This window comes from Paenibacillus vandeheii, from assembly GCF_030433635.1.
Lineage (GTDB): Bacteria > Bacillota > Bacilli > Paenibacillales > Paenibacillaceae > Paenibacillus > Paenibacillus vandeheii.
Map to the genome: position 1 here is coordinate 94,465 of NZ_JAROCD010000017.1, position 14,214 is coordinate 108,678.

Genomic DNA, 14,214 nt, shown 5'->3' on the forward strand with positions numbered 1-14,214 from the left:
TATCGATCAACTAAAGCACGGGGAGAGCATATGAACAAAGCACTGATTGTATTGGATGTGCAATACGGGATTACGTCATTGAGGGATTTTACAGAACAGGTAGGCAAAATTGAAGCGGTTATCACTGATTTTGAGCAGCGGAATGAACCAGTTATTTACTTGAAACATGTAGACTATGATCACGAGGGGTCTTCACTCTTTCACAAGAATGCTGCGAGTCTGGAGATTGTGGTCGACACAGGGCGGCATACGATTCTAAACCTAACGCTTTTAGCAACCCGGAGTTGAAGAAACGGCTTCATGAACATCAGGTGGAACATGTGTTTATTGTTGGATTTAACACAGAATATTGTTGCCTGTTTACGGCAATTACTGCGGAACATGAGGGATTTAAAGTTACTCTGATCGAGGATGCAACGGGTTCGGTAAACACAGAAGAGACGTATGAAATGCGAGGATTGGACATTCAGGACTTTGTGGGTTCGATTCTGAACTGGTCTAATTGTATTGAGGTTTTATATTGGCATGAATATAAGGAAATGTACGATGATTAATAGGGTTTATATGTGACTTCAAAGATTTGAGTATGGTATAATAAGGGCAGATTAGACGTAAAATGCAAAGAGAGCCGTGCTGGTAACACGACTCTCCGAGCAATAGCCGCTTTTAAGGGCGGTGGGCTTCAAACAACAGGATTACGACAAATAGACCGCTACCTTTGTTGGGGGGGCGGTCTATTTGCGTTTATCGGACAGAATGGCAACGATGAGCGTACCGAAGGTAAGCATCAGCATGATTGCTTCAAACACTGTCACAAGGCATCCCGAAACCCTTGTAAATAAATCTCTCTTTCCAGAAGTGTTTGCATGGAGAGTTGAGCATCTTCATATAGAAAAATGGTCTGATTCAGATGTTCAGGTAAAGCTTGGCGAATAGTGTGAAAATAATGATCAGATTCTTCAGATAGTTGGGTATAATCAGGCTGCGTGTGAGACAAATTGTTGTATAATAACTCTAAGCGCGTTCGGATTAACGGTTCTGCCAAAGATTCCAGAGATTCTATCATGTATTCTCCTACTTTCTGTGATTGAACTATAGAGAAGTTAATAACTCATGGAGTTATGATAACTCAATAAGTTATTAACGTCAAGGGTTACTATATTTTATATTAAGGGATGTTTTCAGATGATCAAATTCACTCTTGAACAGGTTCTGAAGGATAAAGGTATGTCTATGTATGCTTTGGCTAAAAAAACAGGAGTTCGTCCCAATACCATTGGACAATGGGTAACGGATAGCGGTTTCGAAGTTAAATCGATCACGATCGAAACCCTTGAGAGAATTTGTGTTGCACTGGAATGTCAGCCAGGGGATTTGATCAAGTTTGTTGACGAGAAGTAATCTTGAATGATTAGCTAGAGGTCCATGTACTTTTTCTAAAAACATACAGTTTGCATTTAATAATAGTGTGTTGTTTATTTGGAGGGAAACGTTTTGATTAAAGTTCATTTATCTCGAATTATGGGAGAGAAAAGAATTAACATTGCCGATTTATCCCGACTAACTGGACTACATAGAAATGGGATTGCCAAATTATATAATGAGGAAACAGATGGCGTGAAGTTCGATACGCTGAATCGAATATGCGAGGCTTTGGATTGTGAGATCCAGGATATTATTGAGTTTATTAAGGACGAAAAGTGATCTTCAACGATTAGCTTAAAGCCCATATACTCTTTTATAAAAATAGACATACGGACCGTCACCTTAACCAAGGAACGGTCTTTTTTTGTGCTGTAAATTATCTCCCAATGAGTATTCATTCGCACGAATCTGAATTCAGCCTTTTTTCAGGTAGAGGCATTATACTATTCCCGAATCCTGTACTGGAAAAGGAGTTTTGGCATGTCTAAGGTGATCCATAAGTCGCTTTATCTCATTCTGCTTATTTTTGTCGGTGTGTTTATCGTTTCGTCCCTGTTCATACGGGCGCAGTACAATTACACCTCGTACGGGGATAATCCGATTCTGGGCGCACAGCAGTGGAGTATTTTTATCCCGGTGATTACATTGCTACTTGTATCCGGTGTCTTGCTATACCGGCTTTGCCTGAAGCTGAACAAAACCAGCCCAAAGGTTGTTATTCCGGTGGTGCTGCTATGTTCTTTGGCCATTCAAGTCGTAATCATCTTCGTATTTCCAAGAGTGCCTACCGATGATTCACAGACGGTGCTTTCGCTCGCCATGAACATGCTCTACAATCAGGACTATTCCTCGTTCGAAACGGGCGGATACTTGCACATGTTCCCGTTCAACTTTTCTACCGTCTTGTATCTAAAAACATTGCTGTACCTGTTCCCGGATAATTATCTGGTGATCAAGCTGTTCAATATTTTGTTTTCAACCGTAACGACATTAATGATTTATCTCATTTATAAACAGTTAAATAACAAGTCCACGGAGCGTGATTACGGGGTTCTGATCTTCGCGGCGACGTATCTGCCATCTCTGTTCCTGAACAACCTGATCTATAACGATGTGATTGCCACGGCATTTCTCACGTCTTGTCTGTATTTTTTGATTCGGTTCATACGTGAAAAGTCCTGGAAAACAATCATTATCGCTGCCATTCTGCTCGCGGTTGGAAACTACTTCCGAAGCGTCGGCGTGATTGTGCTGATTGCTGCCATGTTAACCATTCTGCTGAATATGCGAAGTATTGGTTTCAAGAAAGGAATTGCCTCCATTTTTGTGCTGGCTATGTTGTTTAACGTCCCAGGTTGGACTCAGAATGCGGTCTTGAATTCTTCGGGTGCTGTAAGTGGACCTGTTGGGGAAAATTCGGCTCCGGTCTATATGTGGCTGAACATGGGTATTAATCTCGAAAGATTCGGCTTCTGGGATAATATGGAGAGCTACCAGATCTATCAGAGAGATGCTAATTATAATAAAGCTGAAAGCGCGGAGCTGTACAAGCAGGAGATTGAACGGAAACTGTCAGAAGCCAGCTTAAGTGATTTGGCCCAGATGTATTACAAAAAGATCATATGGACCTGGACCGAAGGAACCTACCAAATGGATCGATATGGCATCGGTAATGAAAGCTCCTCGGGGATGGGGGGAGGAAGAGGTGGTGGAATTGCCGGCTCCTATAGTTATACCAATCCGGTAACAGACTTGTTCCAGGGAGATTCCGTCTACCGGACGGGGGTGCTCTGGTTCGTTTATGTGATGAATTTCTTGATGTACTGCTTTATTGTCATTCGCTTAATCGGTAGTATTCGTGGAAAAAGGTATGATGAGGTCTCTTTAATTCTGATTATTCTCGGATTTATCGGATTCTATATTCTGTGGGAGATTAAATCGAGGTATATCTACCCCGTATATCCGTTGCTGGTTGTGTTGTCTTACATGGGATTCAAAGATGCGTATAATTTCATATTTTATAGAAAACTTGGCTGGGAACGCTCTTCCCTGAGAAAGAGGTGATCCGTATGCAAAAAAAAGGTTATCTCACATCGGCTATGCTCCTGTTGTTTACCTGCACAGTTCTGCTCTCCGCCTGCGACGCCATCAGTTCCCAGAACATTACGAATACTGGTTCTGCGCAAGGCATGAATGGTGGCGGAATGATGAATGGCGGTGGCCCGGGCATGGACGGAGGAACCCAGAGGGGCGGGGGCCAAGGAATGAATGGCAGAACAGGCAGCCCGGACGAGATGCGGGGAATGATGAATGCCGACCTTACGGGCAGAGTTACTTCCGTTGAAGGAAGCACAGTCACGATCGCATTACTTGAGGTGCAGGACAACTCAACCACAGGCTCCACGAATGGAAATGGAAGACAACCAGACGCCTCCAGAGGCGGGAGTACAGACATGAAGGATACTGGCATCGAAATGAAATTGAACATTGGTGATGATGTGAACATCTCACAAGGAATGGGCATGGGGGCACCTGGTAACAACCAAAGCGCCGATTCTTCCATTCAGGTGTCTGATCTGAAAGAGGGAGATATCGTTATGGTGTGGTACAAGGAGAACACGGAGACTGTAGAACGCATGGTTGTTACACAATCCTGATAACCTTTGCCTGTAATCAATTATTGGAGTATTATGGAAATAACTTGTTTTTCGGAAGGAGTGATCGTCATGAAACGACGGGCTAAGATAATGCAAAGCGTGACTACAACAATTAAGGTGAATACGAACTGAATAGATCCGGCAGAGCAATGGAAGCATGACGAAGCATTTGTATTTTTGCTTATGTGACGAAATCCAAAGTCTGCCGACATATAGGGATATAACTGCTCATTTTTCCTGGTATTCACGAGGTTTATTTGCTTATGAAAGTATACCTCGTGCAACCGGAATTTTTTGAAGCCGCAGGCATAGCCTGCGGCTTTTTGCGCGCAAAAATAGGAATTGGAACACTAAAAGCGTTCTATATTAAACGACCCATAAGGAGATACGCCCATGTTAAAACTTAAATATTTATTCCGAAATAACGATCTCGCCGAGATGATTTTGAAAAACTGGAGTTATGATCCGGAGTCACTGGACATGTTTCAGTATTATCGTATATCCTCCAATGCCGTGTATCCGTTCAGAGATCAGGGAGAGGTTCGGTTGCTTCGTTTTGCCCCGGTAGAGGAGAAAAATCAAACGAATCTTGCAGCGGAACTGGAGTTTCTGTCCTTTCTTAAACTGAACCAATATGGAGCCATGGAAGCTATGCCATCCCGTGAAGGAAAAGAGCTGGTAGAGGCCCATACGCCCTGGGGAATGTATTTTGCCTCTGTATTCAAACGAGTGCCCGGTAACCAGATGGGCAGTATCGATTTAAATGACCAGATCGTGCACAGCATGGGTGAGGCATTGGGGAGGCTGCATCGTTTATCCCGCGAATACACACCTAAACAGGCGAAACGCTGGACTTATACGGATGTACTGGATTGGATGAAGGACGTGCTGGGGGAGTTCCCTGGCGAGACTGCGGCGCTCAATGAGGTAGAAGTTCTCCGGGATTCTTTTGCACATTGGCCTGTTACACAGCAGACCTTCGGGTTAATTCATTATGACTTTGAACTGGATAATGTCTTCTATGACGAGGAGAGTCAGTCCTGTTACGCCATTGACTTCGATGATGCGATGTACCATTGGTATGCAATGGATGTGGAGCAGAGCCTCGATAGTTTACAGGAGGAAATCCAGCCGGAGCAATGGGAGCAGAAGATGCAAACGTTTATGCAAGGGTATTGGGCAGAAGCTGGAGACACCTATGATATGGAGCCGATGTTCCCTGCATGCCGTCGCTTTGCCAACCTGTACGGTTACGTACGTGTGCTTCGATCTGGAGCAGAACAATGGGCGCATGAGCCGGAATGGATGAGTGGATTAAGAGTAAGGTTGGATAAAGCGATGGCAGCAAAAGCAAAGCATTTCGGTTAAGCAGCAGAACCTACAACTGCCGCCCAATTGATCCTGTTTAATTTTTCGGTCGAGATGATTAAGCTTAAATCAGGTATCCGCACGAGCTCGACGAAAAAATGATTGATTTTTTATTCGTCTCCATTGTAACATTGGATTAAGCGCTATACCTTATTTTGGAACATCATTGTATATGGTCAAACGGAAACCGGCAAGTCGTTACACCAATTGAATGAAGAGGACGGTCATAACGGACATGGACGACAAAAAGCTAATTATCTTTTTTGACAGCGGCGATACCATCGTTGATGAATCTACCGAGATTCGGGACGAAGAAGGAATTGTTCTCACTGCGGATCTGATTCCGGGTGCGGATATCACGATTCAAAAGCTTCATGAACAAGGGTACACGCTAGCTCTGGTTGCTGACGGCGATGCACAATCCTTCAAGAACGTATTTAAGCAGCATGGACTTCATGATTATTTTAGCGCAATGATTATTTCGGAGAATATTAAAGCCAGCAAGCCAAGCCCGCGGATGTTCAAGGCAGCAATTGGTGCGCTTGATTTGTCCGAAGAGGATTTTTCCAGGACAGTGATGATTGGCAATAACCTGAGCCGTGATATGAAGGGAGCCAACGCACTTGGCATCACCAGCATCTTTCAGAGCTGGACGCCGCGTTATCCCCATGAGCCGGTGGATGAAACAGAACGTCCGACTCACACGGTCGGTGAACCGCTGGAGTTGCTTGAACTTATTGAACGGCTGAATGCCGAGGTCAAATAAATAAATTAGTAACAGCGATGCCCATGAGCAGAAGGTTAGATGTCATTTACCCTTCGGCTCATGGGCTATGTTTACTTTTATACATGAGAAAATGTTCCTATCCTTCTCAGAACACTAATTTATAAATTACATAGCCTACTATCAATAAAATAATGAGGATTCCGGTGCCTTTCCATCCCAAACCGCTAACTAAATCGGATAAGCTTCCAAATTGTGCACGATTGATGCCATCACCAAACGTACCCATGGAGTTTCCCTTTAATTCTTCTTGTCTCAAACGTTCTCTTTTGGCTTCGGGCGTTTCTTCTCGAAAATCCATTTAATCACCCCTAAGATTTGATTTTTTCGGTAAGCAGAACCTATATTCAAAAAGAGCACAGGTGATCCGGAGTAAGCCAGGAACGCCTTGTGCTCTTTGCTGTATTTAAATGATGTGGAACTTAGGCTTCAATGCTTAGATCAAAATCAGGTTCACACATATAGTCGATCGGGTAGAGATCATCTCTTGCCGAGATTAATGCACGGAGGTGAAGGTACACATTGTTGGGCTGCACCACAACACCACCGACAGAATAGGGAACAAGTTCTGCTACGACAAAAACATCCTCTGCATGGTTACATTTGAAGATTACATTATCCGGGTTGCACACTTCCTCCATATAACTGTAAGTCATGACATGGAAGGAACGTCCTTTCCAATTCGTCTTGATCACTTTATAGGACTGCGTCCGCACAAGATCAAGATAACGCTCCAGTGCAAAGGTATGCTCAAACTGGGTGATGTACCCCTTTTTATCCACATCAATCGTAAATTCCACATCATAGCTTACGTGAAACTCTTCTTTGAACGTTCCCTTCATCATCTTCATCGCATCAAAGGTTGAACCGAATCCGGGGTCTTCGATGTAAGGAATAGCAATGAGGTCAGGATCAACATGATGAGTAATCTCACTGTTATGGGAAACGCCCGTATTAAACTTGGACGGCTGGAGTTCAATTGAACCAATCATGCTTCCGGGGAAACCAGGACTGCAACTTATTCGCATAGTCATCTCCTTCGTTGTTAATCAATTATTAGACGAAAGAATGAGGGGGAAGTTGTGCCAAAATAAGGAAATTGAGGCTGGCTGCGGAGTGCTCTGCTCATCGTGGGCTTTTGGATGGGTAAATAGAAATGTCTCCATTTCAATTCGTCATGTTCTTTTGATACAGTATTTATAGTAAAACCCAGAGGGATCTAGTGTATATGGTACAGACACTTGAGGTACTGATGCGAAATCCGCGCGCGGGTTCCCTGGCTCCAGATGCCAGCAGCGCTCACCAATTGTTTCATGAATGGGTGACGGGCAACCACACTCGATATCGTTCTGCAATTAAGTTGTCTATCGGGATAACAGGTTAGGTTATGAAGTTAAAAGCCATCTTACAGCCAGAGGGCTTACACTCATCATGTTTGATTCATTAGGAGGCTTAATATGTTATCCAATAAAGTGATTGATTATTGTCGCAATCAGGGCTGGTGGCATGAAGATGTACCAGCAGAGTATGAAGAAGCTTTACGTAAGCTGGGTATTGATCTTGAATCTGATTTTGCACATTTTTATTTGCATGCGGATGATGGTCCGACCTTTTACAGCAGACATCAGGAGATCTATCAGATCTGCTGGGTTATGGAAAATACCGTATATTTGGAGGACATGACGGTGGCTCAACTTACGCTTGGATTGCCAGAAGTCTACATACCGTTGGACAGCTTTGAGGGCGAGGGTGGTTTCTTTTACAACCGCCAAACGGGTGAGGTGGTTCTGGTGGAGCTGGGTGAGTCGATTGAACGTTTCCTGAGCGGTGAAAGTACACCGCAGTGGACGAGCTTTAATAAGTTTCTGGAATGGTATTTCGAACTGGAGGAAGAGGTTGCGGAGTGAAGGATCTGACACCGAGCATCCTGAACTGGAGAGACAAATTATCAAAACGGTAGAAGCAGGCAATTGTTCTGGATGAAACGCAGCAGCAGGATGAGGCTTTTGCAAATTTGGACCTGGCGTATTTATATGGCAAGGAAAGAGCGTTTCAAGGCAGCCCGCGGGACGTTTTGCAATATTATAAGGTCAATCATTGGCTTGGAACTGGCCTCATAACGTGAGAAAAATTAAAACACCTTCAAGAAGAAACCTTGTCGTAAGACAGGGAGATCATCTTGGAGGTGTTTTTGCATTGGCAACCAGAGTAAAACGGAAACTTGATAACCAGTTTTCGATGAATTTTTGAGAAGGGCTGATTAAACTTGCGAAGTATTTCCATAGTTGTCTCACAAAGAAGGGGTGCTACGACCGGTTAAAGGCCTTTATGGTCGTTCGTATCACTCTAACCTGATTTCCACGAATATCCTGATGACCTTGTCCAAGCGCAATAAAGCCTCAATTCATATAGTTATAGCAAACCAAAAAAGGGAGTGAAGCTCATGGCAACTACAACAGGTATAATAACGAACACAGGAATTACCCCAGCATCCAGTGTGACCATTAACATCGACAATGACAACCTCAGTTTTTCTTCAAACGTGGTCTATCACATTTACGTATGGAATACAATTTTTAGTAAAGCTTTAATCTATGCCGGCTCATTGAATATTAATGCGAACACTAGTCAGATTCTTGGTTTTAATATCGCAGGCAATTCAGCTTATGAAGTCCAATTCCTTGTAACTGGAAATGCACCGACAGACACAGTTATTACAGTATTCGGAACCGATTCTTCAGGAAATGTCATCCCTCATCAAAGAGTGCTGCAATCCGAACTTACCTTCATAGCTCAGCTGAACCCATAGGTATTGCAGTCTCTATTACGAAAGGGTTTTGAGATGGTCAATATTCAAATTTCGCCAAGCACAAGCGCTCAATTCGAGCCCACCATCGCAGTGAATTGGCTTAATCCTTCGGTTATGGTTGTCGTAGCCGTAGATCTTCGATCAGGTCCTCCGAATATAGGTTTATACAAATCTATTGATGCAGGTGCTACTTGGACAACAACGTTATTACCGCTCCCCACAGGATTTGCAGGCATCGAAGCACCACATATTGATTATATTTTTCCGAACACGTTCGTAGTGTTGGCCCATGCCTTCGATTCAGACGGTCTCAGCGGGTCGATTGTTTCCTATACATCAGTCGACAATGCCTCTTCATTCGGTGCGCCAGTTATCGTGAATCAAGGGTTTGGGCAGTTTGTGAATGATGACCAGGTGGTTGTTGTCACTGACAAGGCAGGATCAAGTCCATTCTTTGGAAATGTATATACCGGGTATACACATGATTACAACACGCAATTCATACCAGGAAATACGATATTTTTCAATCGTTCCCTAGACAGCGGTAATACCTATTTCAGTCCCGTCCTGCTGTCTTCGATAGAAGAATTTGAAGAATTCCCTGGTATCGCCATTACATTAAATGGGATTGTCGTCGTGGGTTGGATCAATCAACCTCCTGGTGATACAGATCTTAAAATTCGTACTTCACCGGACGGTGGAGTCACTTTTACCAATGAAACGATGGTTGATTCCGTTGTGGTTCCGCCAGACCCATTACCGGGATACCAATTTAGATGTCTGACATATCCTTCCCTCGCAGCGGATATTTCTAATGCACCGACGACGCAAGGTAATGTCTATGCTGTATGGCAAGATTTTCGGGAAGGTTATTCCGATATTTTTCTTGCTACTTCCACTAATTTTGGTGTGGATTGGGGGACACCAATACCCATTACGGGAAGCCCAGTGGGATCTCAAAACTTTTTTCCAGTCATAACTGTGTCCCCTACGGATGGTGCAATATTTGTTACCTATTACACGAATCAGGTTGATCCCCTCAACATTGATGTTTATCTAGCTACATCGAGAGATGGAGGATTGACTTTTACGAACACCCGTATAACGACAACTTCCTTTGATGTCACCGGCGATGTCTTGATTGGGGACTACATTGGCAATGCGATTGTCCCTCAAACAGGCCGTCTAGTGAGTGTATGGACGGACACACGGACCGGTACGGAGAACATCTGGTTTGGTGATAATCAATGAGCTATTACCGCATGTAAATTAAGTATATCCTCATATAATAAAGGATGCCGAGCTACCATATGGCATCCTTTATTATTATGCGAAGTCTGCTTTATCCAAAGCAAGCTCCGTTTTTCTTTTGCTCTACTCTTTGGGCTAAGGGCATACACACAGGCATTCTGCAGGGAATGTAATAAACTAATTTCATACTTGTCGAGAAAGGGTGGGGGAATTGCCAGATGTAGGGATTGTAATGCCTGTGTATACGCAAAAACCAGACTTTTTGCGACAAGCTCTGGAGTCTGTTTTACAGCAGATATACACCGATTATCAACTAGTCATTGTAATAGACGGTGACCCGCAGATGGAGCCCATTGTCAAACTCAATACCACCAATGATTCTCGGGTATCTGTGATCTCTTATCCAATTAATCAAGGTGTAGCTCACGCGCTTAATACCGGATTTAATGTACTTTTGAGTAATCCTGACATCAAATATTTAACTTGGGTATCAAGCGACAATATATATGATCCACACTTTCTGGATGTTCTTCGTGCATCCTTAATTAAGGGGCCGCAGTCACTAGGCATTGTATACAGTTCTTTTCAAAGCATAGATAACGAAGGGAAGCTTCTATGTGACGAGCACCAACTGGCTGCTCTTCGGCAATATCAAGGCCAGTCCAAAGAAAAGCTGCTCGATTCTTCAATTATAGGTGTTTCTTTTATGTACAAAGCTGAACTCGCCAAAATTGTTGGTGAATATCGGATGCAGCCTGTTGAAGATTATGAATATTGGCTGCGCCTGGCGGAACACTGTGAGATTCGCTTTCTTCCGGTGGAACTTATGAAGTATCGTGTGAATTCTTCCTTCAGTGTTTCGGCACAACTGCACACAACAGAGCATCATCGGAGATGGAGATATACCTATCACTTAGCCCGTTTACAGGCTCGTTGCCGAAGAGAAATTGCCCCTGTTTTAACGATCCTATATCCAGTACAGACAGCAGAACTTTCCCACATTAAAGTTGTGGAGGATATGTATGAACAGACTTTTAGTAACTATATTTTTCGGGTAATGGACTTGTCGCATGACGGTCAGCCTACATCCTTACTTGCAGAGATTTCACATCCAATAACCGAGTTTATATGGATGCCTGGCGCATCTGTTCAGCATGCTATATACCGAATGCTCTTAAGCGTAACTACACCGTACGCTATGATCTATGGTCCTGAACCGTTTACATCCTATACGGATATCCAGTATTTGATGGAGAACCTGATTAAAAATGATCATCTGGCTATAAGCAATTATTATACTGAGGATCATACTCTAATCGGTTATCGTCATAAGGGTGTGCCTAACGTAAAAAAAACGATTACGAATGAATTATTCAAGAGCGTGGAACTGTTGGAGCTCTATAGTGGATTATGATTACAAATACAGAGGAAAAAGAGTGATAATATGAAAGTATTATTTACATTCTTTAATCCAAGCGGGGGAATGGAGACCTTAAATCGGGTCCGCTGCGCAGCTCTGACCGCAAGGGGAATTGAGTGTCATATGCTGTACACTCACTATGGTGAAGGACGGAGGAATATCCGTAATTTCCCCGTTCATTTGATCCACAGCAACGAGGATATTTCCAATTTACTATTTTCACAACAGTTTGATTTGATTGTAGTAAACTCGGATATTGACCTGGCAGAGCAAATCAGAAATCTTGGTTATAAGGGTTTGATGGTGTACGAACTGCAAGGTCTTGGTGAACTGGAGGAAGCTAGAGAAGTTATTGCTAACTATGCAGGCCGGATCAGTCTGTATACAGATGCTCTGCTGTATCCAGAGACTGAACATTTGCAACAGTTACTAGGGGAGTACCTTCCTGCAATGCCGCATTACTGCTTTGATAATCCTGTTGGTCTTCCTTATTTCGAATATACAGCATACCCACCCAAGAATTACCCTGTTCTGGCGTGGATTGGGCGAATTCAAGTCAATAAAAACTGGAAGGAATTCCTACAGATCGGAATACAGTTGCTGAGTAGCCAGCCAGAGATGTATTTATGGATTTTTCAGGATGACACTTTAGCTGACCCGGAAGAGAAAGCCCGATTTGATCAATTTGTCGCTGAAACAGGAATTGCCTCCAAATTAATTCTGTATTCAAATATTCCACATGAGCATATGGCTGACTACTTAAGTATCATTGGTGATTCCGGAGGACTGTTGTGTTCCACCTCTATACTTGAAGGATTTGGATATGCAGTGGCGGAAGCAATGTTATGTCGTTGTCCTGTGTTGTCCACCGATTCAGACGGAATCCGCAGGCTGGTTATTCATAATCAAACCGGAAAAATATACAGCAGAGGAAATATCGAGGAAGCTACTTCGGAGGCATTGTCATTAATGAATAATCAGGTTTTTAGAACTTATGTTAGAAACGCAGCCGAGAAGCATGTCCGAGATAATCTCAACCCCGAGCTATACGTTACCAGATTCCTTACGATGTACACATCATTGTCAGGTAAGATAAACCGTTAGAGGTACGGCTGAACTCAAAAATATGATGATTTTACGGTGGGTTTAGAGACGTGGAAGAGATGGGAAATGAAAAGAGAAGGCATTACCATGAGCAAGCATGTACCTTAAAGGAACGCCCTCTGATAATGCCCTATAAAGTCGCTGTTTTGCGACTGTAGTGGTAAAGTATGATCCTTCACCGAGTTAATCTTTCGATCCGAAAGGGAAAAACTCATCTACGAGATCCTGCGGTGATATCGACACAAAGACGTGATCCAGGTCGGTTTTGCTGGCGAAATCCATGATGTCTCCCGTATAATACCTCGGATCAATCAGGTATATTTCGGACACGACGGTCGACAAGAAGGAGATCATCGGCACTGCGAGAGAGTCCTTGATGAACAGCACCTTGAGTCCGTTCGGTTTGTCTTTGTTTACCACATGAACGATTCCCTGATTCCCGTACAGGTACGTAAAGTACTTGTCAGCGGTTAGATCATAGGTAGCTCCTTGCACATTCAGTGGATAGGTCGTGAGCAGCGTATCCTCGAAGCGGCCATTCAGTGTGGCTTCCGTCTCGTCTGTCTTGAAGTAGAAGGAATAGTCCGTTTTGAACTTCGGATAGATCAGGTCAAAGTCATCGTCACCAGCGAAATATTTCCCGGCTTTTCGCCCCTGAGATCCAATAAAAATATCCTGATACGGAACTACATTGTAGTTATTTAAGTTCGTGTAATAATGATCCGGGTCCAGCGGTTTTTCGTACATGCCGTCCATATGATTCACGAGCTGACCGAAGGCCCAGAACGCGGTCTTGATTTTCCAGTGATGATCAGTGGTGAAAAAGAGATCCTTCGCCGGAATTCCGCTTTCCAACAAACCTTCACGCAGATCCACCGTATCGATGCCATCCTGCTTGAGATTGGCCAAAAATCCATCGGCTGTTTCGTTGTTATAATTGTACGGAATGCCTTCTGGAAACTGCGTATATCCTCGCACGTATTTGTCTGGTGTCATGACGTAAGTCAACTTCGTTTTGGGATCCAAATGTGCTCCTAGCGCAGCCACCCGATCCGATAAATCTTTGGTATACGTCGGCCCTGTAGCAAAGTAGGTATAGTGCAGCTTGCCCTCCATGTCTTTTACAACCTCGAAGTTGTTCTCCTCGTTCTTCCACATGAGTGACTGCATATATCCGTACGCTTCCACGAAGCCGAATTTATCGAAGACATGCTCATTAATGTCGTCATCCAGTTCGTGAATCAGTTCTTTGGCTTCAGAATAATGGAAGTCCGCTGAGGCCAGCGTCTTTTGGATCGGCCCGAAGGACTGAATGATATTCAGGACAGAGAACGTCACGAGCACGAGAATGAAGAGGAAAGCCGTGATTCTCTTTTTGGCAAAAAAGTTGTGCATG

General features: G+C 43.6%; 19 protein-coding genes. 14 read left to right on the plus strand and 5 right to left on the minus strand.

All coding sequences use genetic code 11. The features are described from left to right. The first annotated feature begins 30 nt into the window (after window positions 1-30). Together P5G61_RS31985 and P5G61_RS31990 are read left to right on the plus strand one after the other, a co-directional pair. The gene (locus P5G61_RS31985; RefSeq protein ID WP_363325769.1) at window positions 31-288 is read left to right on the plus strand and encodes a cysteine hydrolase family protein; all 258 of its coding nucleotides are present in this window, start codon (window positions 31-33) and stop codon (window positions 286-288) included. Next, window positions 285-554: a cysteine hydrolase family protein gene (locus P5G61_RS31990; protein ID WP_363325770.1), complete on the plus strand. Its 270-nt coding sequence runs from the start codon at window positions 285-287 to the stop codon at window positions 552-554. Before P5G61_RS31985 ends, P5G61_RS31990 begins: the two co-directional genes overlap by 4 nt. A 180-nt stretch (window positions 555-734) precedes the next feature. Here P5G61_RS31990 and P5G61_RS31995 read toward each other — a convergent pair whose 3' ends face one another. Continuing rightward, window positions 735-794, minus strand: coding sequence for a putative holin-like toxin (locus tag P5G61_RS31995; RefSeq protein WP_363325772.1), 60 nt, complete (start codon window positions 792-794; stop codon window positions 735-737). Between the two features lie 17 nt (window positions 795-811). Then, window positions 812-1,066: a hypothetical protein gene (locus tag P5G61_RS27570; protein ID WP_301249437.1), complete on the minus strand. Its 255-nt coding sequence runs from the start codon at window positions 1,064-1,066 to the stop codon at window positions 812-814. A gap of 119 nt (window positions 1,067-1,185) precedes the next feature. Here P5G61_RS27570 and P5G61_RS27575 point away from each other — a divergent pair, with 119 nt between their 5' ends. The 6 genes from P5G61_RS27575 to P5G61_RS27600 all read left to right on the plus strand — a co-directional run bounded on the left by P5G61_RS27575 (window position 1,186) and on the right by P5G61_RS27600 (window position 6,216). After that, window positions 1,186-1,401 carry a helix-turn-helix domain-containing protein gene (locus P5G61_RS27575; protein ID WP_301249438.1) on the plus strand — a complete coding sequence of 72 codons (216 nt, stop codon included), beginning with the start codon at window positions 1,186-1,188 and terminating at the stop codon, window positions 1,399-1,401. A 93-nt stretch (window positions 1,402-1,494) separates the two neighbouring features. After that, complete coding sequence (locus P5G61_RS27580) at window positions 1,495-1,704, plus strand: helix-turn-helix domain-containing protein (RefSeq protein WP_036668302.1); 210 nt, start codon at window positions 1,495-1,497, stop codon at window positions 1,702-1,704. Between the two features lie 201 nt (window positions 1,705-1,905). Beyond that, window positions 1,906-3,489 (plus strand): glycosyltransferase family 39 protein, encoded by a 1,584-nt coding sequence (locus tag P5G61_RS27585; RefSeq protein WP_301249439.1) that lies wholly within the window; start codon window positions 1,906-1,908, stop codon window positions 3,487-3,489. A 5-nt stretch (window positions 3,490-3,494) separates the two neighbouring features. Beyond that, complete coding sequence (locus P5G61_RS27590; protein ID WP_301249440.1) at window positions 3,495-4,082, plus strand: hypothetical protein; 588 nt, start codon at window positions 3,495-3,497, stop codon at window positions 4,080-4,082. A 393-nt stretch (window positions 4,083-4,475) separates the two neighbouring features. After that, window positions 4,476-5,450 carry a phosphotransferase enzyme family protein gene (locus P5G61_RS27595; RefSeq protein WP_301249441.1) on the plus strand — a complete coding sequence of 325 codons (975 nt, stop codon included), beginning with the start codon at window positions 4,476-4,478 and terminating at the stop codon, window positions 5,448-5,450. Between the two features lie 235 nt (window positions 5,451-5,685). Continuing rightward, a complete protein-coding gene (locus tag P5G61_RS27600) occupies window positions 5,686-6,216 on the plus strand; it encodes an HAD family hydrolase (RefSeq protein ID WP_301249442.1) in 531 nt (176 codons plus the stop codon). 106 nt (window positions 6,217-6,322) lie between these two features. Here the strand turns inward: P5G61_RS27600 and P5G61_RS27605 are convergent, their stop codons facing one another. Next, the gene (locus P5G61_RS27605) at window positions 6,323-6,535 is read right to left on the minus strand and encodes a DUF6366 family protein (protein ID WP_301249443.1); all 213 of its coding nucleotides are present in this window, start codon (window positions 6,533-6,535) and stop codon (window positions 6,323-6,325) included. Between the two features lie 121 nt (window positions 6,536-6,656). Next, window positions 6,657-7,262, minus strand: coding sequence for a hypothetical protein (locus P5G61_RS27610; protein ID WP_301249444.1), 606 nt, complete (start codon window positions 7,260-7,262; stop codon window positions 6,657-6,659). A gap of 200 nt (window positions 7,263-7,462) precedes the next feature. On the opposite strand from P5G61_RS27610, the gene P5G61_RS27615 reads away from it, so the two are divergent. The 6 genes from P5G61_RS27615 (at window position 7,463) to P5G61_RS27640 (ending at window position 12,818) form a co-directional block, all read left to right on the plus strand. Beyond that, the gene (locus tag P5G61_RS27615) at window positions 7,463-7,618 is read left to right on the plus strand and encodes a hypothetical protein (RefSeq protein ID WP_301249445.1); all 156 of its coding nucleotides are present in this window, start codon (window positions 7,463-7,465) and stop codon (window positions 7,616-7,618) included. Between the two features lie 73 nt (window positions 7,619-7,691). After that, window positions 7,692-8,141 (plus strand): SMI1/KNR4 family protein, encoded by a 450-nt coding sequence (locus P5G61_RS27620; RefSeq protein ID WP_301249446.1) that lies wholly within the window; start codon window positions 7,692-7,694, stop codon window positions 8,139-8,141. A 536-nt stretch (window positions 8,142-8,677) separates the two neighbouring features. Then, window positions 8,678-9,043: a hypothetical protein gene (locus P5G61_RS27625; RefSeq protein WP_301249447.1), complete on the plus strand. Its 366-nt coding sequence runs from the start codon at window positions 8,678-8,680 to the stop codon at window positions 9,041-9,043. A gap of 33 nt (window positions 9,044-9,076) precedes the next feature. Continuing rightward, window positions 9,077-10,294 (plus strand): sialidase family protein, encoded by a 1,218-nt coding sequence (locus tag P5G61_RS27630; RefSeq protein WP_301249448.1) that lies wholly within the window; start codon window positions 9,077-9,079, stop codon window positions 10,292-10,294. A 232-nt stretch (window positions 10,295-10,526) separates the two neighbouring features. Continuing rightward, window positions 10,527-11,708 carry a glycosyltransferase family 2 protein gene (locus P5G61_RS27635; RefSeq protein WP_301249449.1) on the plus strand — a complete coding sequence of 394 codons (1,182 nt, stop codon included), beginning with the start codon at window positions 10,527-10,529 and terminating at the stop codon, window positions 11,706-11,708. 30 nt (window positions 11,709-11,738) lie between these two features. Then, on the plus strand, window positions 11,739-12,818 hold the full coding sequence (locus P5G61_RS27640) for a glycosyltransferase family 4 protein (protein WP_301249451.1): 1,080 nt from the start codon (window positions 11,739-11,741) through the stop codon (window positions 12,816-12,818). Between the two features lie 183 nt (window positions 12,819-13,001). Here the strand turns inward: P5G61_RS27640 and P5G61_RS27645 are convergent, their stop codons facing one another. Continuing rightward, window positions 13,002-14,213, minus strand: a complete 1,212-nt coding sequence (locus P5G61_RS27645; protein WP_301249452.1) for an alginate O-acetyltransferase AlgX-related protein — start codon at window positions 14,211-14,213, stop codon at window positions 13,002-13,004. Window position 14,214: the final 1 nt, after the last annotated feature.